The 23317-nt window shown below is 69.5% G+C and carries 22 protein-coding genes; 11 read left to right on the top strand and 11 right to left on the bottom strand.

All coding sequences use genetic code 11. The annotated features are described in order from the left end of the window. The first annotated feature begins 66 nt into the window (after positions 1-66). From ABT313_RS12375 to ABT313_RS12360, 4 genes are read left to right on the top strand one after another with little or no spacing between them, the layout of a single operon-like run. Complete coding sequence (locus tag ABT313_RS12375) at positions 67-981, top strand: ABC transporter ATP-binding protein (RefSeq protein WP_350851529.1); 915 nt, start codon at positions 67-69, stop codon at positions 979-981. Further along, entirely contained in the window at positions 978-1748 is a 771-nt protein-coding gene (locus tag ABT313_RS12370) for an ABC transporter permease (protein ID WP_350851527.1), read from the top strand. Before ABT313_RS12375 ends, ABT313_RS12370 begins: the two co-directional genes overlap by 4 nt. 25 nt (positions 1749-1773) lie before the next feature. Further along, positions 1774-3021, top strand: a complete 1248-nt coding sequence (locus tag ABT313_RS12365; protein WP_350851525.1) for a sensor histidine kinase — start codon at positions 1774-1776, stop codon at positions 3019-3021. Next, positions 3014-3667 (top strand): response regulator, encoded by a 654-nt coding sequence (locus ABT313_RS12360; protein WP_350851523.1) that lies wholly within the window; start codon positions 3014-3016, stop codon positions 3665-3667. The genes ABT313_RS12365 and ABT313_RS12360 overlap by 8 nt, the downstream gene beginning before the upstream one ends. Before the next feature lie 2 nt (positions 3668-3669). On the opposite strand, the gene ABT313_RS12355 is transcribed toward ABT313_RS12360, so the two are convergent. The 5 genes from ABT313_RS12355 to ABT313_RS12335 are packed head-to-tail and all read right to left on the bottom strand — an operon-like array spanning position 3670 to position 10319. After that, positions 3670-4563: a hydroxymethylglutaryl-CoA lyase gene (locus tag ABT313_RS12355; protein ID WP_350851522.1), complete on the bottom strand. Its 894-nt coding sequence runs from the start codon at positions 4561-4563 to the stop codon at positions 3670-3672. A 2-nt stretch (positions 4564-4565) separates the two neighbouring features. Next, positions 4566-5177: an isochorismatase family protein gene (locus ABT313_RS12350; RefSeq protein ID WP_350851520.1), complete on the bottom strand. Its 612-nt coding sequence runs from the start codon at positions 5175-5177 to the stop codon at positions 4566-4568. Next, a complete protein-coding gene (locus tag ABT313_RS12345) occupies positions 5174-7045 on the bottom strand; it encodes a hydantoinase B/oxoprolinase family protein (RefSeq protein WP_350851518.1) in 1872 nt (623 codons plus the stop codon). Before ABT313_RS12345 ends, ABT313_RS12350 begins: the two co-directional genes overlap by 4 nt. Position 7046: 1 nt before the next feature. Continuing rightward, a complete protein-coding gene (locus ABT313_RS12340; protein WP_350851515.1) occupies positions 7047-9110 on the bottom strand; it encodes a hydantoinase/oxoprolinase family protein in 2064 nt (687 codons plus the stop codon). A 9-nt stretch (positions 9111-9119) separates the two neighbouring features. Beyond that, a complete protein-coding gene (locus tag ABT313_RS12335; RefSeq protein ID WP_350851513.1) occupies positions 9120-10319 on the bottom strand; it encodes a CaiB/BaiF CoA transferase family protein in 1200 nt (399 codons plus the stop codon). Positions 10320-10436: 117 nt separating this feature from the next. On the opposite strand from ABT313_RS12335, the gene ABT313_RS12330 reads away from it, so the two are divergent. Both ABT313_RS12330 and ABT313_RS12325 read left to right on the top strand, forming a co-directional pair. Further along, positions 10437-11105 (top strand): GntR family transcriptional regulator, encoded by a 669-nt coding sequence (locus tag ABT313_RS12330; RefSeq protein WP_350851511.1) that lies wholly within the window; start codon positions 10437-10439, stop codon positions 11103-11105. Between the two features lie 96 nt (positions 11106-11201). Then, positions 11202-11555: an STAS domain-containing protein gene (locus ABT313_RS12325; protein ID WP_350851510.1), complete on the top strand. Its 354-nt coding sequence runs from the start codon at positions 11202-11204 to the stop codon at positions 11553-11555. On the opposite strand, the gene ABT313_RS12320 is transcribed toward ABT313_RS12325, so the two are convergent. From ABT313_RS12320 to ABT313_RS12305, 4 genes are read right to left on the bottom strand one after another with little or no spacing between them, the layout of a single operon-like run. Further along, positions 11539-12411, bottom strand: coding sequence for a carbohydrate ABC transporter permease (locus ABT313_RS12320; RefSeq protein WP_350851508.1), 873 nt, complete (start codon positions 12409-12411; stop codon positions 11539-11541). The genes ABT313_RS12325 and ABT313_RS12320 overlap by 17 nt on opposite strands. After that, on the bottom strand, positions 12408-13448 hold the full coding sequence (locus ABT313_RS12315) for a carbohydrate ABC transporter permease (RefSeq protein WP_350851506.1): 1041 nt from the start codon (positions 13446-13448) through the stop codon (positions 12408-12410). The genes ABT313_RS12320 and ABT313_RS12315 overlap by 4 nt, the downstream gene beginning before the upstream one ends. Continuing rightward, a complete protein-coding gene (locus ABT313_RS12310) occupies positions 13445-14683 on the bottom strand; it encodes an extracellular solute-binding protein (RefSeq protein ID WP_350851504.1) in 1239 nt (412 codons plus the stop codon). Before ABT313_RS12310 ends, ABT313_RS12315 begins: the two co-directional genes overlap by 4 nt. Further along, positions 14680-15903, bottom strand: coding sequence for a hypothetical protein (locus ABT313_RS12305; protein ID WP_350851502.1), 1224 nt, complete (start codon positions 15901-15903; stop codon positions 14680-14682). The genes ABT313_RS12310 and ABT313_RS12305 overlap by 4 nt, the downstream gene beginning before the upstream one ends. Before the next feature lie 102 nt (positions 15904-16005). Here ABT313_RS12305 and ABT313_RS12300 point away from each other — a divergent pair, with 102 nt between their 5' ends. Together ABT313_RS12300 and ABT313_RS12295 are read left to right on the top strand one after the other, a co-directional pair. Further along, on the top strand, positions 16006-17724 hold the full coding sequence (locus tag ABT313_RS12300) for a glycoside hydrolase family 36 protein (RefSeq protein WP_350851500.1): 1719 nt from the start codon (positions 16006-16008) through the stop codon (positions 17722-17724). A gap of 10 nt (positions 17725-17734) precedes the next feature. Continuing rightward, positions 17735-18709, top strand: coding sequence for a LacI family DNA-binding transcriptional regulator (locus tag ABT313_RS12295; protein ID WP_350851498.1), 975 nt, complete (start codon positions 17735-17737; stop codon positions 18707-18709). Here the strand turns inward: ABT313_RS12295 and ABT313_RS12290 are convergent. Next, on the bottom strand, positions 18675-19559 hold the full coding sequence (locus tag ABT313_RS12290; protein ID WP_350851496.1) for a LysR family transcriptional regulator: 885 nt from the start codon (positions 19557-19559) through the stop codon (positions 18675-18677). The genes ABT313_RS12295 and ABT313_RS12290 overlap by 35 nt on opposite strands. 70 nt (positions 19560-19629) lie before the next feature. Between ABT313_RS12290 and ABT313_RS12285 the strand changes: the two genes are divergently transcribed. Continuing rightward, positions 19630-20379 (top strand): SDR family oxidoreductase, encoded by a 750-nt coding sequence (locus tag ABT313_RS12285; protein ID WP_350851494.1) that lies wholly within the window; start codon positions 19630-19632, stop codon positions 20377-20379. Here ABT313_RS12285 and ABT313_RS12280 read toward each other — a convergent pair. Next, positions 20339-21541 (bottom strand): MFS transporter, encoded by a 1203-nt coding sequence (locus ABT313_RS12280; RefSeq protein WP_350851492.1) that lies wholly within the window; start codon positions 21539-21541, stop codon positions 20339-20341. The genes ABT313_RS12285 and ABT313_RS12280 overlap by 41 nt on opposite strands. Positions 21542-21608: 67 nt before the next feature. Here ABT313_RS12280 and ABT313_RS12275 point away from each other — a divergent pair, with 67 nt between their 5' ends. Next, positions 21609-22586 (top strand): DUF5937 family protein, encoded by a 978-nt coding sequence (locus ABT313_RS12275; protein ID WP_350851490.1) that lies wholly within the window; start codon positions 21609-21611, stop codon positions 22584-22586. 26 nt (positions 22587-22612) lie between these two features. Beyond that, positions 22613-23284 carry a hypothetical protein gene (locus ABT313_RS12270; protein WP_350851488.1) on the top strand — a complete coding sequence of 224 codons (672 nt, stop codon included), beginning with the start codon at positions 22613-22615 and terminating at the stop codon, positions 23282-23284. Positions 23285-23317 lie beyond the last annotated feature (33 nt).

Here is a 23317-nt window from a genome sequence, read left to right as displayed (position 1 = left end):
TGGCTGATCCCGCCTGCATCCCGATGGGCGATGCCCGCGGGGTGGTCGTTCGGCGAAGCTCTAGCCATGACCACGAACAGGCCGATCGTCGAAGTCGGCAACCTGCGTAAGTCGTACGGCGGCCGCGCCGTCGTCGACGACCTGTCCTTCACCGTCGACGAGGGCGAGATCTTCGGGATCCTCGGCCCGAACGGCGCCGGCAAGACCACCACGGTCGAATGCGTCGAGGGACTGCGGGTCCCCGACAGCGGCCTGGTCCGCGTCGCCGGGCTCGACCCGGTCGCCGACCACGCGGCCGTCACCCAGGTCCTCGGCGCCCAGCTCCAGGAGAGCGAACTGCAGGCCAAGCTCACGGTCCGCGAGGCCCTCGAGCTGTACGCCGCCCTGTACCCGAACCCGGCCGACTGGCGCCCGCTGGCCGAGCGGCTCGGCCTGACCGACCAGCTGACGTCCCGCTTCGGCGTACTCAGCGGCGGCCAGAAGCAGCGGCTGTTCATCGCGCTCGCGCTGATCGGCAACCCGCGCGTCGTCGTACTCGACGAGCTGACCACCGGCCTCGACCCGCGCGCCCGTCGCGACACCTGGGAGGTCGTCGAGGACGTCCGCGCCCGCGGCGTCACCGTCCTCCTGGTCACGCACTTCATGGAGGAGGCCCAGCGACTGTGTGACCGGATCGCGGTCATCGACAAGGGCAAGATCACCGCGCTCGACACACCGCAGGGCCTGATCAGCCGTACGGCGGGATCGACCGTCATCTCGTTCACCCCGTCGGCCCCGCTCGACGACGTCGATCTGGCCGGGCTGCCGGCGCTCGCGTCCGTCGAGCAGAAGGACGGCCGGATCACCCTCGGCGGCACCGACGAGACCGTGACCGCTCTCCTGTCGCTGCTCGCCCGGCACCGCATCACTGCCCACCAACTCCGCGTCACCGACGCCACCCTCGACGACGCGTTCCTAGACCTCACAGGAGCCACCCGATGAGCGCCACCACCGCACCAGTACGCCGCATGTCGCCCAGGGCCGCCGTACTGCGTTCCGAGGCCAAGTTGTTCCGCCGCGAGCCCGGGACCCTGTTCTGGATCCTCGGCTTCCCGCCGCTGCTGCTGGTGATCCTCGGCAGCATCCCCGCGTTCCGTAAGGTCGACGCCGGCCTGGGCGGGCTGCGGATCATCGACCTGTACGTGCCGATCCTGGTTCTGGTCGCGCTGATCGTGACCGGTCTGCAGACGATGCCGCCGATCATCACCGGGTACCGCGAGCGCGGCATCCTGCGCCGGATGTCGGCCACCCCGGTCAAGCCGTCGGCGCTGCTCACCGCGCAGATGGGCCTGAACGGTGCAGCCGCTCTCGTGTCCGCGCTGGTTTGCCTCGCGATCGGCCGGATCGCGTTCAACGTGCAGCTGCCCCACGAGGCCGCCGGCTATGCGTTGTCGCTGCTGCTGGCGGCGGCTGCGGCGCTGGCGCTGGGAGCCCTGGTGTCGGCACTCGCGCGGACCGCGAAGATCGCCACCGCGATCGGCTCGGCGGTCTTCTTCCCGAGCATGTTCTGCGCTGGAGTCTGGCTGCCGGTGCAGTCCATGCCGCACGTACTGCGGACGATCGTCGAGCTCACACCGTTCGGTGCCGCGGCTCGGGCGATGGGCCAGGCAGCGGTCGGCGACTGGCCGTCCTGGTCCCACCTGGGCGTGCTGGCCGCGTGGGCCGTGGTCCTGACCGCAGTCGCCGCACGCTGGTTCCGGTGGGAATGATCAACCGGTAATGCAAACTGGGACGGTGACTGTGGAAGCAGGGGCGGCAGCTGATGCGCTGGACCGGCGGCAGGAGACCTTCCGCCGGTGGGCCCCGTACTTCCTGCTGGCCCTGAGCACCTTCCTCGCCCTGGTGACCGCCGGCCTGATCACACCGTTCAACAACGAGCGGACCGTGGCCGCGGCGCTGGTCGGGGCTGCCCTCGTCCTGGAGCTGTCCTGGAGCCGGATCGCCCGGAACCACCCGACCCCGGACCGGACGTCCATCGCGTACTACACGGTGCGCTGGGCGATCAGCCTCGTGCTCACGCTCCTGAACGGCTTCTTCGCGTTCTACGCCGCAGCGGGGTACTACGACGCCGACGAGCGGATCCCCGGGCGACGGAAGAGGCGGTTCGCGCTCTTCGCCTGTTCGGTCCCGATCTCCCAAGCTCAGGCCAGTGGGCTCCCGGTGCACGACGCCGCGCGGTGGCTGGTGTTCGGGGGGCTGTTGATCGCGAACAACGCACTGCTGACCGTCGCCAAGCACTTCGCCGACCAGGAGGAGGCGCGATCGAAGGCCAGGGCCGCCACGATCGCCGAGCTCCAGCAGGCGCACGACGAGAACGCCGCACTGCACGCACAGCTTCTGGTCCAGGCCCGCGAGGCGGGGATCGCGGACGAACGTCGCCGGCTCGCCGCGGAGATTCACGACACCATCGCGCAGGGGCTGACCGGCATCATCGCCCAGCTGCAGGTCGTCGCGAACACGTCCGACCCGGCCACCGTCAAGGACCACGTGGGCATGGCGACCGAGCTGGCCCGGCACAGCCTCGGCGAGGCGCGGCGTTCGGTCCACAACCTCGCGCCGGTCGGCCTGTCGAACGACGGGCTCCCGGAAGCGCTGCGGAAGATCGTCGACCAGTGGGCCGAGCGCAACGGCGTACGGGCCGAGTTCACCGTCACCGGGCCACCGCAGCACCTGCACGGCGAGATCTCGGCGACGATCTTGCGCATCACCCAGGAGGCGCTGGCCAACGCGGCCAAGCACGCCGCCGCCACCCGTGTCGGAGTAACTCTGAGCTTCATGGACAGTGAGGTCACGTTGGACGTCCGCGACGACGGCAAGGGCTTCGACCCGATGTCGCTACCTGCCCGAACCCGCACCGGCGGCTTCGGCCTCGACGGCATGCGGGCCCGCGCCGAACGCATCGCCGGCTCCCTCACCGTCGAGGCCGAACCAGGCTTCGGTACGGCGGTGTCGGCTCGCGTACCGTTGGTGCCCCATGCCTGACACCGAGCCTGACACCACTGCGATCTCCTTGATCCTCGTCGACGACCATCCGGTGGTACGCAACGGCCTGCGTGGCATGTTCGAGGCCGAGGCCGGCTTCAGGGTGCTCGGCGAGGCCTCGAACGGCGTGGAGGCGGTCGAGCTGGCCGCGGACCTCGACCCGGACGTGATCCTGATGGACCTGCGGATGCCCGGCGGTGGCGGGCTCGACGCGATCACCGAGCTGACCCGTCGCGGTATTCGCTCGAAGGTGCTGGTGCTCACCACGTGGGACACCGACACCGACACGCTGCCGGCGATCGAGGCGGGCGCGACCGGGTACCTCCTGAAGGACGCACCGCAGGACGACCTGTTCAACGCCGTCCGCCAGGCCGCCGAGGGTCGCACCGTGCTCTCCCCCGCAGTCGCATCCCGGCTCGTGACAGCTGTCCGTACGCCGGCGCCGAGTCCGCTCGCCGCCCGCGAACGGCAGGTTCTGGAGCTGGTCGCGAAAGGTACGCCGAACCGCGACATCGCCCGCGAACTGTTCATCAGCGAAGCCACGGTGAAGACCCATCTCAGCCACGTCTTCACCAAGCTCAGCGTCACCGATCGCGCGGCCGCGGTGGCCAAGGGATACGAGCAGGGCATCCTCGGCCGCGACTGACGTCAGGGGAAGGGGCCTGCCCGGAGTACTGCGCTCGGAAGGGTCTTGCCGAGCTGCTTCTGCAGCCAGGCGGCGTTCGTGATGGTCTCCTGGAGGTCGACGGTTGTGGTCCAGCCCATGCGGTCGAGCAGGTACAGGAGGTCCTCGGTGGCGAGGTTGCCGGTTGCCGCCGGGGCGAACGGGCAGCCGCCGGCACCGCCGATGCTGGTGTCGAGGGTGGTGATGCCGGCCGACAGAGCCGCGACCGCGTTCGCGGCAGCGGTGTTGCGGGTGTCGTGCAAGTGGAGACGCAGCGGCAGGTCCGCGCCGGCGGCCGCCTGTGCGATCGCAGTGCGCTCCGTCACGTCCGTCGGTACGGCGACGCCGATCGTGTCCGCCAGCGCGAGCTCATCGGGGCCTGCGGCAACTACCTGCTCGAGCACCGCTCGCAGCCGGGCCGGTGGGACCTCGCCCTCGAAGGGGCAGCCGAAGGCGGCGCCCACGGTGATCGTGGTGAACTTCCCCGCTGCTCTGGCCGCTTGGACGACGTCCGCCGCGACAGCGCAGGCTTCGGCGGTGGTCATGCCCTGGTTGCGTTGGCAGAAGGTGTCGGTGGCGACGACCACCACGTCGATCTCGTCGACGCCGCCGGCGAGGGCCCGGTCGAGGCCGCGCTGGTTCATCACCAGGCCGGCGTAACGGACGCCGTCGTACCGCGGGAGGGCCCGCATCAGCTCATCGGCGTCGGCGAGTTGTGGGACACGCTTCGGGTTCACGAAGCTGGTGACCTCGATGCGCCTGGTGCCGGCGCGGACGGCGCGATCGATCAGCTCGAGCTTGGCCTCGGTGGTGAGGACGGCGTCCTCGTTCTGGAGGCCGTCGCGCGGGGCCATCTCGACAAGGTCCACCGACGTCACGCTCACCGCTCCTCCGCGAAGTAGCCGGTCGCTGTCTGCTCGCTGACTACCTCGGCATACTTGGCCTGCAGGTCGAACAGGTTGGCCTCGTGCGGACCCGGACCACGGTCACCCACCGCGTCCCTGACCACCAGCGGGACGAACCCGTACTGGATCGCATCCACCGCGGTGGCTCTGATGCACCCGCTGGTGCTGACGCCCGCCAGCACCACGGTGTCGATCCCCCGCGCCTGAAGAGCAGACGCCAACGAGGTCCCGAAGAACGCCGACGCATACTGCTTCACCACAACCAACTCGCCCTCCACGGGCGCTACCTCATCCATGAGTTCGCCCGACGCCCCGCCCCCGCCGAAGAACTGCCGGAGGGCGGGCACCTTCCGAACGAACATCCCCCCGTCCATCCCGTCGCCCGCATACGCAACCCGGGTATGAACCACCGGCACCCTGCACCCTCGAGCTACCCGCAGCAATCGGGCCGACGCCTGCAAACAATCCTTCGACGGCAAACACAGCGGACCGGCCGGGTCGAAGTAGGCCCGCATCAGATCCACGAGCAGGAGAACAGGCCGGCTCCCCGGTTGGAGCCGACCGTCGAAACCTTCGGTAAAACTCATCGGGCGACCGGCGGGTGCGGGGCCGGGAGACCGGTCTCGGCAAGCGCATTGGCGAGGATGGTTTCTATGCCTGGACCGTTGTCGAAGGTGGGAAGCGGGTCCGGGCGTGCGGATCGGAGGTCCGCCCGGAGGGCATCGGTGGCTGCCTCGTCGACGACGCCCTCCGCGTCGCACACGACGCCGTACCTGCGTGCGCCGTCCACCGTGATCAGGCCGCGGAGGACTTCGAGTCCGACCAGCGAAGCGTCGCGGGCGAGCGGGTCGCCCCAGCCGCCTCCGCCCCAGGTGACAAAGTGGAGAAGGTCGCCGGCTGCCACCGGTACGTCGTGGACCTTGCTGCCCAGCATCTCCCGGGTACCGTCGGCCCGCTCCAGCCACTTCCGCGACCGCGCGCCGGGCTCGCCGCCGTTCACGCCCCACGGATACGTCAGCCACCGGTCGTCGTGGATCGCGATCGTGCCCGCTTCCAGGAAGCGGTAGGCGACATCCACCCCGTTCCCGCCCCGGTGCAGTCCGGCCCCACCCGTGTCCGCGACCGTCTCCCAGCGCTCGATCCGCAGCGGGTAGTACGACTCCAGGTACTCACACGGGATGTTCACGAACGACGGCCACAACGAGTGCCCGTCCGGCCCGTCCCCGACCGGCCGTCCGGGGATCCCGCCGAACCCGATCGAGTACAGCTGGAACCACTCGCCCTTGCGCTCCCCCGGCCCGTAGTTCCCGGAGTACATGAAATGCGGTGACGACGAGAACCCGGCCGCGTTCAGCAGGCTCGGGTTCGTCTGCCCGAGCAGCCCGCCGAACAGGTCGAACACCCGCCCGATCCCGTGGTTGCGCGCGTTCAGTGCCGCCGGGTACTTCGGCTTCCAGAACGACTCGTCCGGGATGTTCACGTCCACCAGCGGGTAGAACCCGTCGTTCCACAGGATCTGCGGGTCCGCGACCGTGATCATGTAGATCCCGAAGAACATCCGGACCAGGTTCTCGTTCAGGTAGTAGTTGATCGGCCCCTGCGCCTGCGGGCTGCTGCCGGCGAAGTCCAGCAGCACCTTCGATCCGGTCCGGGTCAGGCTCAGCTTCAGCTCGTACGGCCCGTACCCGAGCCCGTCGTCGCAGATGTAGTCGGTGAACGAGATCGTCTCCCCGTCCTTGAACACCATCTCCAGCAGTGTCTTCATCGCCCGGTAGTTCCGGTCGAGCAACGCGTCCAGCGCCGAGGTGTACGTCGGCACCCCGAACCGCGCGCACATCTCCTGCACCCGGCGCGCCGCGGTCCGGCAGGCCGCCACGATCCCGTGCAGGTCGGCCCGGTTCCAGTCCGGCTTGCGGACCTGGTTCAGGATGATCCGGAGCGCGTCGTCGTCGAGCTTGCCGGCCTTGTAGAGCTTGAACGGCGGGATCACCACGCCTTCCTCGAAGATCGTCCGCGCGTCGGTCGGCATCGAGGCCGGCGACTTCCCGCCGACGTCGGACATGTGCCCGAACATCGCCGACCAGCCGACGATCCGGCCGTCGACGTAGATCGGGATCACCACCAGCCAGTCGTTCGCGTGGCTGATCGCGGCGCCGCACGAGTACGGGTCCGAGGTGAGCAGCACGTCGCCGTCCTCGATGTCGCCCGCGAAGTTCGCCAGGAAGTCCGGGATCGACAGCCCGAACTGCCCGACGACCATCTTCCCGGCCGGGTCGGCGATCAGCGGGAACTCGTCGTGCTGCTCGCGGATGCCCGGGGACAACGCCGTCCGGAACAGCACCTCGTCCATCTCGTAGCGGGCGTTGCGCAGCGCGTTCTCGATCAGGTCGAGGGTGACCACGTCGACGTCGACGCGGGCCAGGGGTTCGGTGGCGGTCTCGATCAGGCGGGCCATGTCACAGCTCCTCGTCGACAGGGCGGATCAGCAGGCTGCCGCTGGGATGCACGCTCGCAGCGTGCCCGGGCAGGATCAAAGTGGTGGAGTCCATCTCGGTCACGATCGCCGGACCGGGTACGACGTTCCCCGCGCGCAGCAGCGCCCGGTCGTAGATCGCGGCGCTCACCTCGGCACCCTCGACCCAGATCGGCGCCCGCGACCGCAGCGCGGCCGACGGATCCGTCTCCCCTGTGGCCACCTCGGCAGCAGCGACCTCGGGCCGCGGCCCGTGCGCGGTGGCGCGAGCGGTGACCAGCTCGTGCTCGGCGTCGAGCACGAACGAGAACAGCCGCTGGTGCTCGGCGTCGAACGCCTGCCGCAAGGTCTCGAGCCCGGCACCGTTCCCGTCGAAGCTGTCCAGGTCGACCTGGATCGGGATCTCGAAGCCCTGGCCGTGGTACCGCAGATCGACCGAGTAGACGACCTTCTGCTCGTCCTCGCCCTGCTCGACCAGCGTCGCCCGCGCCTTCGCGGCGAGGTCGGTCAGCAGCTCGCGCAGGCTGTCGTCGGTCAGCTCGCCGAACCGCCGTACCAGCGTGCGCCCCGCCTCGTCCCGCAGGTTGGTCGTCGCATCGCCGTACGCACACAGGACGCCCGGCGACGGCGGGATGATCACCGGCCACGCCCCGGTCAGCTTGCCCAGCGCGTTCGCGTGCAACGGCCCAGCTCCGCCGAAGGCGACCAGCGCGAAGTCGCGCGGGTCGAAACCTTGCTGGATCGACACCAGCCGCAGCGCGCCGAACATGTTCTCGTTCACGATGTCGACGATCCCGGCCGCGGCCGCCTCGACCGACGACAGCCCGGTCGCGTCGGCGATCGGCTTCACCGCCGCCCGCGCGGCCTCCCGGTCGAGCGTGATCTCACCACCGGCCAGGTCGGTCGGCAGGTAACCGAGTACGACGTTCGCGTCGGTAACGGTCGGCTGCGTACCACCGGCCGCGTACGCCGCCGGCCCGGGAGCCGCGCCCGCCGACTGCGGACCGACCCGCAATGCCTGCGTGAGCGGCGGCACGTGCGCGATCGACCCGCCACCGGCACCGACCGTCCGGACGTCGACCGAGGTCGCCCGCACCTTCAAGTCGCCGACTGTCGTCTCCCGCCCGACCCGCGGCGTCAGCGCCTGGACGAGCGCGACGTCCGTCGACGTACCGCCCATGTCGAAGCTGAGAAAGTCCGGGTGGCCGGCCTGCTCCGCGACCCAGGTCGCGCCGGTCACTCCACCGGCCGGACCGGACATCAGCAGGTTCACCGGGCTGTCCGCCGCGACACTCGCCGACACCAGCCCGCCGTCGCTGCGCAGGATGCACAGCCGTCCCCGCACCCCCGAATCGCGCAGCTGCGCCTCGAGGTTGGCGACGTACCGCGTCACCTGCGGCTGGACCGCCGCGTTCGCGACCGTCGTGATCGTCCGCTCGTACTCACGCAGCTCGGGCAGCACCGCCGACGAGCGCGACACCGGCACGCCGGGCAGGATCTCGGCCGCGAGCGCCGCGACCCGCTGCTCGTGGTCCGGGTTCGCGTAGGAGTTGATCAGGCTGATGCTCAGCGCCTCGATCCCACGCTGCTTCAGCCGGCCGAGCTTCGCCCGTACGTCGTCCTCGTCCAACGGCGTCACCTCGACGCCGTCCGGCGCGAACCGGCCCCGGACCTCGACCGTGTCCTCCAGCGCCGCGAGCGGCTCCGGCTTCGGCCAGATGATCCAGCCGGCCAGACCGCCCGGCACGAACGAGCGCGCGATCTGCAGCACCTGCCGGAACCCCTCGGTCGTCACCAGACCGACCCGGGCCCCCTTGCCCTCCAGGATCGCGTTGGTCGCGACGGTCGTGCCGTGGAACACCTCACCGATCGCCGTCGTCCCGATCCCGGCCGCGGCGCACGCACGCTCGATCCCGCGCAGTACGCCGATCGACTGGTCCTCGGGCGTCGACGAGGTCTTGGCCCGGAAGGTCCGGCCGGTGTCCTCGACGATCAGCAGGATGTCGGTGAACGTGCCGCCGACGTCCACGCCGAGCCGATACGTCATGTCTCCTCCTCAGATCACACCGGCCGCGCGCAGCGAGTCCAGCTCGCCGTCGCCGAGGCCCAGCAGGTCGCGGTAGATCAGGTCGTTGTGCTCGCCGAGGGCCGGACCGACGTGCCGGACCCGGCCCGGCGTGCCGGACAGCTTGGGGACCACGTTGTGCATCGCGAACTCGCCCAGCTCGGGGTGCAGCAGCCGGACGATCGCCTCCCGCGCCTTGAAGTGCGGGTCGGTCAGCATGTCCTTGGCGGTGTAGATCCGCCCAGCCGGTACGCCGTGCTCGTTCAGCCGCTCGAGCAGGTCGTCGGCCTTCACCGTGCTGCTCCAGGCTGCGATCAGGCCGTCCAGCTCCTCCATCGAGGTACCGCGGGCGCCATGCGTCGCGTACCGCTCGTCGTCGGCGAGCTCGGGCCGGCCCATCGCCTCCGCGAGCCGGCGGAAGACCGTGTCCTGGTTCGCCGCGACCAGCACCATCTCGCCGTCCGCGGTCGGGTAGACGTTGCTTGGGGCAACGTTCGGCAGCGTGGTCCCGGTGCGCTCGCGCTGGTACCCGGCCACTTGGTACTCCGGTACCAGCGACTCCATCATCGCCAGCACCGCCTCGTAGATCGCCGAGTCGACGAGCTGCCCCTGCCCGGTCCGGCCGCGCTGGTGCAGCGCGACCAGGGTGCCGAGGCAGGCGAACGTGGCGGCCAGCGAGTCGCCGAGCGAGATCCCGGCCCGCGCCGGCGGCCGGTCCGGGTCGCCGGTGACGTACCGGATCCCGCCCATCGCCTCACCGATCGAGCCGTACCCGGCGCGGCCGGCGTACGGACCGGACTGGCCGTAGCCGCTGACCCGGGTGACGATCAGGCCGGGATTGAGTTCCCAGAGCTGCTCCGGCCCGAGGCCCCAGCGTTCGAGGGTCCCCGGCCGGAAGTTCTCCAGCAGTACGTCGGCCTGCGCGATCAATCGGCGGACCAGCGCCTGGCCGTCCTCGGTGCGGAGATCCGCGGTCACCGACAGCTTGTTCCGGGCTACGACCGGCCACCACAGGGACTTGCCGTACGGGCGCTCGCGACCCCACTGCCGCATCGGGTCGCCGCGGGCCGGATCCTCGACCTTGATCACCTCGGCCCCGAAATCACCGAGCAGCTGACCGCAGAACGGGCCGGCCAGCAGCTGCCCGAGCTCGACCACGCGGACGTCGTCCAACGGCAGGGGTGTACTCATCCACCATCCTCGGATTGCATGCAATCTGCTTCCTCGATGGCCGAGAAACTACGCCGCCACGCTGAGCCCGTCAATAGATTGCATACGATCAGGGAGGGAGATACGGTTGCCCTCACCATGGACGAGACCATCCGCGCGGCCGACAACGGGCCTGCCGCCGACGAGGCGTACCGGCTGATCCGCGAACAGATCCTGACCGGGCGGCGGGACGGCGGCGAGTGGCTGCGCGAGGGCGAGCTCGCCGAGGCGTTCGGCGTCAGCCGGACCCCGGTCCGCGAGGCGCTGCGCCGGCTCACCGCCGAAGGGCTGGTCCGGTACGAGCGGAACCGCGGTGTCCAGGTCCAGGTCTGGAGCGTGCGCGACCTGGACGAGATCTTCAGCCTGCGGTCGGTGATGGAGCCCTGGGGCTGCCGGCTTGCCGCCGTGTCCGGGCGTGCCGACCTGACGGTGCTGGCCGAGCTCGCGGACGCCATGGACCGGGTCGCGCCCGACGGGCGGCCGACCGATGTGGACCGGCTGACCGAGCTGAACAACCGGTTCCACGGCGGGATCCTGGAGGCCGCGGACAACAGCCGGCTGACCGCGGTGATCGCCTCCGTCGTGCAGGTCCCGCTGGTCTGGCGGACCTTCACCCGCTACTCCCCCGAGGCACTGCGGCGCAGTCTCGCGCACCACCACGAGCTGGTCTCGGCGCTCACCGCCCGGGATCCGGACTGGGCCGAATCGGTGATGCGCAGTCACGTCCGCGCGGCCTGGAGCACACTGCGTGCCGACGATATGTCCTGAGTAACGCGATTACCGCGCGGGTACCGGTGACGCATGAAGCCAAAACCCCGAGTGGTCAGCTCCGCCCACCGACCGGTTGAGGTGAGCGGACCTTTCGTGTGCAGCTGGAGTGCTGTCGGCGAGTGCGCGATCGTCCGCGTCGCCGGTGCGATCGACGTCGCCGCGCTGCCGACGTTCGCCGGTGAGCTCCGGCACGTGATCACCACCAAGCTCCCGCGGCTGGTGGTCGATCTGCGCCGGGTCACCCGGATGGAAGCGGCGGCCCTCGACATCTTCGCCGACGCCCACGAGCTCGCCGTCGAGAACGGCGGCTGGCTGCGCACCTCCGGTGCCGCCCAATGGCTCGCCGATCTGATCCGAGCCACTCGCACCGACCGCCCCCTCGACCACTACGCCACCCTCGCCGACGCGCTCCCGTCGTACCGCCCGAGCATCATTTCCCCCCGCTGAACGTGATCCCGTTGGTGATCTGCTTCTGGGCCACGAAGAAGATCAGCAGGCACGGGATCGTGATCAGCACAGACGTTGCCATCAGCAACGGCGTGTCGGTGCCGTTGACCGACTGGAAACCGGCCAGTGCCAGCGGCAGCGTCTTCCACTTGTCGGAGTTGATGTAGATCGCCGGGCCGAGGAAGTTGTTCCAGTAGCCCATGAACAGCAGGATCGACACCGCGACCACGGCCGGCCGGGCCAGCGGCAGGTAGACCAGCCAGAACGTCTTGAACCAGCCGCACCCGTCGACGACCGCCGCGTCGGCCAGCTCGGACGGCATCCGGGCGAAGAACTGCCGGAACAGGAAGATGTAGAACGGCGACCCGAAGAACGCCGGCAGGATCAGCGGGTACAGGGTGTCGACCATGCCGAGGTTGTTGAACAGCATGAACTGCGGCACCATCGTCACCTCCCCCGGCAGCAGCATCGTCGCGAGTACGACGGCGAACAGCACACCGGAGAACCGCACCCGCAGCCGCGCGAACGCGAACCCGGCCAGCGAGCAGGACAACACCGTCCCGACGATCGGGATCACTGTGGTCAGCACCGAGTTCAACGCGTACCGCCAGAACGGGAACGACGTCACCGCCCGCCGGTAGTTGTCCCACAGGAACTCGTGCGGTACGACGCTCGCCCCCGAACTCCCGACCCCCGCCAGCGAGCGCAGGGAGGTCGCGATCATCCACAGGAACGGGTAGACGAACACCAGCGATCCGAGTGCGAGCACGACGTACAGCACGACGGTGAGCGTGAGGTTGCGGCGCCAGAACGGCCGGTCCGCACGCACCACCAGAGGTTCTGCGAGTGCAGTCATCGACGCCTCCGCTTCCGGCCCAGCTCGGTCTCGTAGTAAACGGCGAACGCGCTTCCGCGGAGCGTGACCGCGGTCAGCGCGAGGATCACGACGAACAGGATCCAGGCCAGCGCGGACGCGTAACCCATCCGGAAGTTCTGGAACGCGTTGTCGTACAGGTAGTAGACGAAGAACAGCAGCGAGTCCTTCGGGCCGCCGTTCGCGATGAAGCCCTGGGTGAAGATCTGCAGCGAGCCGATGATGCCGGTGAGCGCGTTGAACAAGATGATCGGCGACAACTGCGGCAACGTCACATGCCAGAACTGCCGTACGGCGCCCGCACCGTCCAGCGCCGCCGCCTCGTACAGGTTGGGCGGGACGTCCTTCAGCCCGGCCAGGTAGATCACCATCGCACCGCCGACCGTCCACAGGCTCATCAGGATCACCGTCGGCAGCGCCCACGACGAATCGTTGAACCAGCCCGGTCCTTGGATGCCGAAGTGCGCGAGTACGTCGTTCGCCAGTCCGTACTGCGGGTTGAACACCCACAGGAACAGCACCATCTGCGCGACCCCGGAGACGAGCGACGGCAGGTACCAGACCGTCCGGAAGAACCGCATGCCCGGGAGCTCGCTGTTGAGCAGCAGTGCGACGAGGAACGCCAGCGCGGTCTGCAGCGGGACACTGATCACGGCGTACAGCAGGGTGACCTTCAAGGCCTGCCCGACCTGGGGGTCCTGGAAGGCCTCGGTGTAGTTGGCCAGGCCAACGAACTGCGGAGGGGTGATCAGGTCCCAGGAGGTCAGGCTGACGTAGACCGACGACGCCATCGGCCCGAGCGTGAACAGGCAGAACCCGATCAGCCACGGCGAGACGAACAGCCAGAATGCGATCGTCTTGTCCGCCCGGGGCCACCGCCGCCGCGCCCCGTACGCCGCCAGCCCGATGACGGCGTACAGGACGATCAGCAGGAGCAGGAACGGGACCAGCGGCACGAGGGCGCTCGGGACACCCCAGGACGCCGCCAGGTCACGGATCCAGCCGATGGTCGGGTTCATTTCTTGAGGGCCTGCGTGCACTTCTCCGCGAGCTGCGGCAGGATCTTCGCGACATCGTCCTTGCCGGTGCCGAGCGCGGTGTAGCTGGTCATGCCCTTCTCGGCGTCACCGGACAGCTGCGCCTCCTTGGCGACCGAGACGCCGACAATGCCGGACTTCAGCGCGGTGGTGAACGCGGCCAGGTTGCGCTCGGCCGGCAGCACCTTCTCCAGCGTCGGCGTCGAGGCCGCGATGATCGGTACGCCGAGTGCCGTGTTGCCCTGGATCAGTTGATCCTGGGCGACCTGCTGCGTACTGGCGAACTCGACGAACTTCTTCGCGGTCTCGAGCTGCTTGCCGCTCGCGTTCTTCGCGATCCCCAGCCCGTCGACCTCCATCGGGAATCCCTTGCCCGGCACCGGGACCAGGGTCCAGCTCGGCTTGCTGATCTTCGCGAAGTCGGCGACCGTCCAGGGCCCGAAGTCGCTGAACGTCGCGAGCCGGCCGGCCGCGAACCACTGCGCCTGGTCCTGCCCCTGGATGTCGGTCGACGTCGGCGCGTAGCGGTTCTTCTGCATGTCGACCACGTACTGCGCCGTCTGCACACCGGTGCCGTCCCCGAAGGTGCACTGGGACGCGTCCGCGTTGTAGTAGCCGCCGCCCGCGGCGGTCAGCCAGCCGCGGTACCAGAGGTTGCTGGAGCCGTAGACGCGAGCCTTGCCGTCGCCGTGGGACAGCTTGGCGGCGATCTTCTTGAACTCGTCGAGGCTCAGCGGGGTGGTTGCGCTGGGCAACGGTACGCCGGCGGCCTTGAACGCGTCGGTGTTGATCGCCATCACCTTGGGCTTGGCCGCGAACGGCATCGCGTAGTACTTGTCCTGGTACTGCATCGCGGCCGAGATGTTCGGCTGCACGTACTTGCCGGGGTCAACGGTCTGCTCGGCGAAGCTCGGGGCGAACCCGGCCAGGCTGGTGTTGCTGATCTCCATCACCGTCGACTGGGTGCCGGCCGCGATCGAGGTCTGCAGCTTCTGCTCGTAGTCGGACTGGATCCAGTTGGTGGTCACCTTGGCGCCCGGGTTCGCCTTCTCGAAGGCGGCCGCGATGGCCTTGAGCGAAGCGGCTTCGGAGTTGGTGCCCCAGAACGAGAAGGTGATCTCCGCTGTGCCGGAGTCCTTGTTCGAGGCCGGCGCATTGCCGGTCGCGCAGCCGGCGGCCAGCAGGAGCGCGAGTGCGGTGGGGATGAGCTTCTTCATGAGGGGTCCTTGGGCTGGGTGACCCGGGCGGTCCGGCCGGGTTCGAGGGAGTGGGTCTCGGAGCCGACGGTCACGGCGAGCGGACCGGGTCCGCTGTGGATGGTGACTTCGGTGGTGTCGCGGCCTTCTTGGCAGATGCGGATTGTCCACGCGCCGATCGGGAGATTGTCGACAATCAGATCGTCGATCTCCGCGGGCAGGTGGGAGGTGACTGCGAGCGCGGCGTTCGGTGCGTCCGGACGCAGTCCGAGCAGGCCGGCGACGAGATGCTCGACGACGGTGAAGGAGATCTCCGGGTAGTCGTCGCGGCTGTCGATCAGGTGCTTGGTCCAGCGCCACGCCGACTCGTCCCGGCCGTGTTTGAAGAGGAATTCGGGCCAATAACTGAACGACTCGATATTGAGCGGCGGACTGGTTTCCATCTGGGCTTCGAGATAGTCGAGGAACTGCTCGTTGCGCTCCCCCGTCCCGCTCAGCCCGAACAGCGGGACCAGCGTGTGCGACTCCAGTCCCCAGTCGAAGTCGAGCCCGTCCTTGGTGATGCCCCGGGCGAAGTGATCGCCGTTCCACCACCCGTCGTACGTCGCCCGGATCCGGGCCGCCTCGGCGTGGCAGCCGAGCTTGCGGAGTGCGGCGTACTGCGTGGCGAGGCCGTCGCCGGCGACGAGGAGCGGCGCCTCGCGTTCGTTGTAGGTGGCGGTGCCGAGGAAGATGTCCGCGGTACCGCCGGCTTCGGGGATGCCGTCGCCGTCGGCATCGTGTGCTTCGACGAACTCGCCGACGCTGTGCCGGTAGTAGGCCGTCAGGTCGGGGTCGTCGATCCAGCGGCGGTCACCGGTCCAGTCGTACTGCTCCAGGGCGCGGTAGGTCAGGTCGAACACCGCGGGGATCTCCCGGACGAAGTGCTCGTCGTCGTGGTAGTCGAGGGCGGCGATCCGCCCGTCGAAGTGGAACGCCCAGATCGGGAACCACTTCCGCGCCGGCGTCGCGGAGCGGGCGAAGTGCCGGAACATCGCGAAGTTCTCCGCGTCCAGCCCGAGCAGGTGCGCGCCGGCCGCCTGGTGGCAGACGTCGCGCGAGTAGAACATCGGCCGGGACGGATAGCCGGCCCAGTACGACGGCAGGTTGCCGGGCCCGGTCCGCACCCAGTCCAGAGCCCGCTTGCGAGCCCACGCGAAGGCGTCCTCGACGTAGGTACTGCTGGACGTCAGGGTCAGCACGACGGCTCCTCGGAGAATCGGATATTAGCGCTAAAACTAGAGATGGCGGCCAATTCCGTCAATACCTTCTGGGAGTCTGGTTTTACCGCTATAGTCCACGGCGTGACGAGTTTCGAGATCCGCTCCCCCGACGGCCGCACGCGGCGCACCGCCACTCTCACCGGGGAGGGCACCATCACGCCGCGGCCGCCGGAGGCAGCCGGTCTGCAGTCCTACGAGGTGGCTGCCGGCGGTGCGGTGACGTTGCGGTGGACCTGGCCGGCGGAGGATGCGGTCACGTTGTGGCGGGCGACGCAGGACTCGCGGCGCAATCTGCCGACCGACTGGGGCGCGCACCGCGAGATCCGCTCGGTCCGCTCCGCGCCGGTCGCGACGCTCGTCGACGCACAGGACCGCGCATTGTTGACAATCTCCTTGTCGGCGAGTGTGCGCGTCTGCGACTTCGCGGTGGGGGTGAACGAGGAGACCGCCGAGCAGCTGATCGAGTTGACGGTGACCGACGTCGAGGACGACTGCTTCACCCTGCGGATCGACACCCGGCCCCAGCACTTCGCCGACGCGTTGCGCGGCGTGACCGACGCGTGGACGGCTGAGCTCGGGGACCGCATCGCGCGGGTCCCGGACGTTGCCCGGACCGCGATGTACTCGACCTGGTACAGCGACCACCAGCACGTGTCGGCCGAGTCCGTGGAGCGGCACGCCCGCGCGGGAGCGGCGTACGGCTGCACTGCGGTGATCGTCGACGACGGCTGGCAGACCGACGACACGCGGCGCGGGTACGCGTACTGCGGCGACTGGGAGCCGACCAGCCAGACCTTCCCCGACATGGCCGAGCACGTACGGCGGGTGCACGACCTCGGCCAGCGGTACGTGCTGTGGCTCGCGCCGCCGCTGATCGGCGTGCACTCGAAGGCCTGGGCCCGGTTGAAGGATCGCACGCTGGGCTTTGCCGATGGCGAGGTGACCGCAGTACTCGACCCGCGGTACCCGGAGGTCCGGGAGCACCTCGTCGAGTGTTGTGTGCGGCCCGTCCGGGACTGGGGAGTCGACGGGCTCAAGCTGGACTTCATCGATTCCTGGGCACGCGACGACGTGCCCGCGGCGCCTGGTGGCGACTGCACTTCGGTCGACGAAGGTGTGGAGCGGTTCCTGCAGGACGTGACGGACGAGCTGCGGCGGCTGCGGGCCGACGTACTGATCGAGTTCCGGCAGGACTACGTGCACCCACGGCTCTGGCAGTTCGGCACGTTCTTGCGAGCAGGCGACTGCGCGCTCGACCCGGTGGAGAACCGCGTCCGCACGGTCGATTGCCGACTGCTGGCCGGCGATCGCGCGGTGCACTCGGACATGCTGCTGTGGCACCCGCAAGCGTCCGCGGAGAACGTTGCGCAGCAGTTCATCGGTGCCTTGTTCAGCACGCCGCAGGTGTCGATGGAGCTCGATGCGCTGTCGCCGGAGCACGCGCGGGTCGTGCGGCACTGGCTCGGGTTCATGCGCGATCACGCCGACGCGCTGCTGCACGGCGTACTGCTGCCGTCTCGTGCGGACGCGCGCTACACGCAGGTACGCGCGGTCGGATCGTCGGAGACTGTGATCGCCACGTTCGCCAACCCCGTCGTGCGGGTATCGGACCCGTGCACGCTGGTCGTGAACGGCGGCGCGGACGGCAGGATCTACGTCGAAGGTGCCGACGATCGACCGGTCGAGCTCGTAGTGTCGGACTGCGCCGGCGTCGAACTCTCTCGTAGCAGGACGACACCGGCGGGGCTGTGGGCGATCGACGTACCGGTCGGCGGGGTGGCCCGGATCGTACGGACCTGAGGGGGATCGATTGAAGCGAACAACCGTTGCGGATGTGGCGAAGCTTGCCGGGGTCTCGGCGATGACGGTGTCGAACGTCCTGAACGCACCGCACCGCGTGGCACCGCCGACGGTCCAGACCGTGCGCGCCGCGATCGAGGAGCTCGGGTACATCCCGAACCACGCGGCCCGCGCGCTCTCGTCCGGACGCAGCCAGGTGATCGGCCTCCCGCTGTACTTCGAGGACGAGGAGAACCCGGGCCTCGGTGGATTCCTGCACGGTCTGCTCGGCGGTCTGGTGAAGGCGGCCGCGTTGTCCGGGTACGGCGTGCACGTCGCGACCCCGGTGGAGGACGCGACCGAGATCGCGCTGTACGAGAAGCTGATCGCGGCTCGCCAGGTGGATGCGATCGTCGTACTCGAGACGATGCCGCACGACGAGCGGATCGGGTTCCTGAGCCGGCGGCGGTTCCCGTTCGTCGCGTTCGGGCGGACCGGGCCGACGCAGCGGCAGTGCTGGGTCGACGTGGACAACGAGACCTCGATGGCCGGTATCGCGCAGCATCTGCGATCGACCGGTCGCGAGCGCGCGGTGTACCTGGCGACGGACAGTTCGCTGCCGTGGGTGCATCAGCGGCAGGCCGGGTTCGTCCGCGAGTTCCCGTCGACGGTGGTGCGATCGTTCGGCACGCTGGAAGCGGTAGCGGCGTACGTCGAGGAGGCCCCGGCGCCGGACGTGTTCGTCGCCGACAACGACGCGTTCGCGGTGGTGGCGATGCGGTCGCTGCAGCGGCGCGGCGTCGCCGTCGGCGAGGACGTCGCGGTCACCGGGTTCAACGACTTCCCGTTCGCGAGCATGCTCGACACCCCGCTGACGACCGCGCGGATCCCGTTGCGGGACATCGCGACCTGCCTGTTCGACCGCGCACTCCAGGAGATCGCCGGCGAGCCGGATGCCCCCGGACGGCTCGTTACTGCGCCGCTGGTCGTCCGCTCGAGTGCCTGATCGCTGCCTCGACGAAGCGTGCCAGCTCCTTCGAGCGGCTGCCGGCCGGCCAGACCACGAACATCCGGTACGCCTCGACGTCGGCCACCGGCCGGTAGACGACATCCGGCCGGATGTTGCGCTCGGCCATCGACTGCGGCACCAGCGCGACCGCCTGCCCGAACGCGACCACCTCGAGCAGTTGCGACGAGTCCTGCACGATCGGCCCCTCGACCGGATCGTCCGGCCGCGCCGACCAGTAGTTGCGCTCGGCAACATTGGACCGGCTCCACCGCGGCGCCGGGATCCCGGCCAGATCATCCGCGCACAGCACCTCCCGCGCAGCCAGCTCATGCCCGGCAGGCAAGGCGGCAACCCGCGGCTCTGTGTACAACTCCTCCATCTCCAGCCCGGGGTCGTCGAACGGCCGGCTGACCAGCGCCACATCCGCGCGCCCGTCCCGCACCATGTCCGCCTGCTCCCCGAACCCGCTCACCACAACCTCGATGCCCGGCATCTCGTCCCGCAGTTCCGAGACGATCCGATGCAGCAGCTCGGTCGCGACGCCAGGCTTCGCCGTGACCACGAGTCCCCGCGACGACTTCCCGGCCCGCTGCGTCCGGCGTACTGCGGAATCCAGCGCGTCGAGCACCGGCCCCGACTCCTTGAGCAAGGTTTCCCCGGCGGCGGTCAGCTCGAGACGCTGGCCCGAGCGGTCGAATAGCTCGACGCCCAGGCGGTGTTCCAGCTGGCGGATCGCCCGCGACAGCGGCGGCTGTGCGATCCCCAGCCGCTCGGCCGCGCGGGTGATGTTCAGGTCCTCGGCGACCGCGCGGAAGTACCGCAGCTCGCGGATCTCAGGTTCCGGCATACCTCCAGGGTATGGCGGACCACCTGATCGGTGTTGGTCCGCAGCAGTCGGTCCGGGCTCAACTGGGGACATGAATCAGAACGAAGTCGCCCTGGTGACGGGCGGAAACAAAGGCATCGGCCGCGAGATCGTCCGGCAACTCGGCCGGCGCGGACTCACGGTGTATCTGGCGGCACGCAACCCGGGGCTGGGCTCGGCCGCCACGGCGGAGCTCCAGGACGAAGGGCTCGACGTACGGTTCGTGCAGCTCGACGTGACCGACGCGGAATCGGTCGACGCGGCCGCGAAGCAGGTCGAGGCGGACTCCGGCCGCCTGGACGTGCTGGTGAACAACGCCGGCATCGTCGCCGAGTGGGGTACGTCGGTCGCGGACATCACGGCCGACCAGGTACGCACGGCGTACGACGTGAACGTGTTCGGAGTCGTGTCCGCGATCCACGCCTTCGTACCGCTGCTCCGACGGTCGCCGAACGCTCGGATCGTGAACATGTCCAGCGGTCTCGGCTCCGTCAACCTCCTCTCCGAGCTGGACGGCCGCCTCGCCACCCAGGGCCTGCTCGCCTACAGCTCCTCGAAGGCCGCCCTCAACGCGCTCACGCTGGTCTACGCCAGCGCCCTCCGAGCCGACGGCATCAAGGTGAACGCCGCAACCCCCGGCCTCGTCCCGACCGACCTCAACACGCAGGCCTCGGTCCCGCGCGGCGAGCGCACCGTCGCCGACGGAGCAGCCGTCCCGGTCGCGCTCGCGATGCTCCCCGCAGACGGCCCGACCGGAGTCTTCAGAGGACCTGGCTCACTGGACGACGTTGCTCCGTGGTGAGCGCCTGACGGGCAATCAGCAGGGTGGTCACCGCGCCGAGGATGCCTGCGGCGGCGATCGTGAGGTTCGGCGACAGGAATGAGCCGACGACGCCGGCCAGGGCGATGCTGACGCCCTGGATCGCCATCAGGCCGCTGGTCTGCACGGTGAACAGGCGGCCGCGGTACGACGGCTCCACGGCCTGCAGGATCAGCGGATCGATGCCCTGGTTGAACGCGTAGCCGGCCCCGGCGATCGCGAGCAGGACGGCCGCGACCGGGACGGACGGCTCGGCCAGGAAGGCGATCGCGGGCAGCTGGCTGGTGAGCAGGAGCGGGACGACGAGCCGTCGCCGCGCGGAAGGGGGAAACCGCGCGACGACGAGCTCGCCGAGTACGGAGCCGATCGCATAGCCGGCGAACAACACGCTGGCGGCCGCAGCGGCGCTGCCGACCTGAGCGGTGTAGGCGACGGCCAGTCCGTCCGGCACCGACGAGAACGCCGGCGCCACCCAGGTCAGCAGAATCAGATAGCGAAGCTTCGCCGTCCCGAACAGCAGCTGCAGGCCGGACCAGGAGTCCCGGACCGTGTTGCTCTTCCGCTCCCCCGGCGGCGTGTACGGCGTACCCGCACCGATCAGGACGGCCGACGCGACGAAACTCAGCGCGTCCAGGGCCAGTAACCAGTTCGCGCCGACGAGCGCGACCGCGATCCCGCCCAGTGCGAAGCCGGCCAGCACGGACACCTGACTGATTGCCCGCAGCAACGACCTCCCGACCGGGAACAGTTCCGTCGGCAGCAGGTGGGCCAGGCTCGCGGCCCGCGCGCCGGCGAACAGCGGCGCGATGATCCCGGTCCCGAGCAGCAGCCCGAGCAGGCCCGCCACCGGCATCGCCGGCAGCAGCATCGCGGCCACGCAGGCGGCGCTGAGCAGGTCGCACACCACCAGCACCCGCCGCGCCGGGAACCGGTCCGCGACCGAGGACAGCAGTACGCCGCCGACGGCGTACGGAAGGAACGAACACGCGAGGACGAGTGCCGACAGCAACGGTGAGCCGGTGCGCTCGAAGACCAGGATCGAGAGCGCCACCTGCGCCGCAACCGTCCCCAGCATCGAGACCGTGTGCGCCGCGTACACCGCCCGCATGCCGGGGACGCTCAGGACAGCTCCGTAGGACCTCACGCCGAGAGGGTGCACGACTGCGGCCCGCCCGGCGTAGAGTTTTGGTTGTGGCCGAAAGTTCGCGCTCATGACCGTACTGCGCTTCACGCAGGCCGATGCCCTGCGCTGCCGGTTCGGGGCGTCGCCGCTGTGGGAGACGATGTCCGCGGTCCGGGTGCTCAACGGGTCGAAGCACCGGCCGCTGTACGGCGACTGGATCGACGCGAACCGTGACGCGGCGAGCCGGCTCGATCTGCGCGGGCTGAAAGCCGTGCAACCGCGGGTCGGGTTCACGCCGGACTTCCTGACGCCGCCGCCCAAGGCCTCGCGGGCGAAGTTCGCGACCGAGATCGCTCGTGTACGCAGCACCCCACTCGAGACCGTGCGGACCGAACTGATCCGCTCGCGGGACGAGCTGAAGAACCCAGCCGCGCCCGAGATCGACAAGATGCTCGAGGACCTCGCCGGCACGCGGGAACGGCTCGCGGACGAGATCGAGAGCGCCTGGGAGATCCTGATCAAGCCCGATTGGCCGCTGATCAGCCGGGTGCTCGAAGACGACATCGCGTACCGCGGTCAGCAGTTGACCGACGGCGGCCTCGCCGGGCTGTTCGACGACCTACACCCGACGCTGGCCTGGGAGGACGACCGCCTGATCGCCACCCGGTACCGCTCCGAGGACCGCGACCTCACCGGCCAGGGTCTGCTCCTCGTGCCCGGAGTCTTCGCCTGGCCGTACCTCGTCATCGTCGCGGACCCGGCGTACCACCCGACCCTCGTCTACCCGGCCCGCGGCGCCGCCCGCCTCTGGTCCGACGCACCCGCTCCCCCGGACCCGCTGGCCCGCCTCCTCGGCCGCACGCGCGCCACCCTCCTCGTCGCGCTCGACCCACCGGCGACCACGAGCGCCCTCGCCAGCCAGTACGGCCTGGCTCTGGCGACGGTGGCCGAGCACCTCTCCGCGCTGTACGACGCTGGGCTCGCCACACGTCGTCGTACCGGCCATCAGGTTCACTACCGGCGAACCGAGGTTGGACAGGCCGTCGTCGACGCCTCCGTCGGATAACACGGCATCGGGGACAGAATGCGGGGGTGAACAAGGTTCAGAAAGCCCCGGCACCGACCATGCGTCACATCCGGCGATGGCCGGCGTCCCTGGCGGTATGCGCGGCACTGGTCCTGCAGGTGCTGGTGCCGACGCAGATCAACGTGCTGCCGCAGTGGCTGTTGCCTGGCCTAGGGCTGCTGCTCCTACTGCCGCTGGTGTGGATGAACCCGTTCCACCTCTTGCGGGACGAGCCCTGGCTGCGCTGGGTCGCCCTGGTGCTCATCGGGGTGCTGGTGGTCGCCAACGCGGTCTACCTGGGCGGCCTGATCTACTTCCTGAACCATGGCGCCGCCAACAACGGCGACGTGCTGGTGAAGGGCGCCGTGGTGATCTGGGTGACCAACGTCGTCGCGTTCGGGATCTGGTACTGGGAGATCGACCGCGGCGGGCCGTTCGCGCGGGCACCCGAGCACGAGCGCAAGGAGGAGCGGGTCGACCTGCTGTTCCCGCAGCTGACCGTCGACCTGCCTGGCTGGGAGCGCTGGCTGCCCGGATTCACCGACTACCTGTTCGTCTCACTCACCGCCGCAACCGCGTTCAGCCCGACCGACACCATGCCGCTGACCGCCCGCACCAAGACACTGATGGGCGCCCAGTCGCTGATCTCGCTGCTCACGATCGCGGTGGTCGCGGCGCGCGCCGTGAACGTCCTGTGAGATCTCACTCGACAGGCCTGTAATGAGCATGAG

The organism is Kribbella sp. NPDC000426 (assembly GCF_040300265.1).
Classification (GTDB): Bacteria; Actinomycetota; Actinomycetes; order Propionibacteriales; family Kribbellaceae; genus Kribbella.
This window is presented reverse-complemented; position numbering and strand designations above follow the sequence as displayed.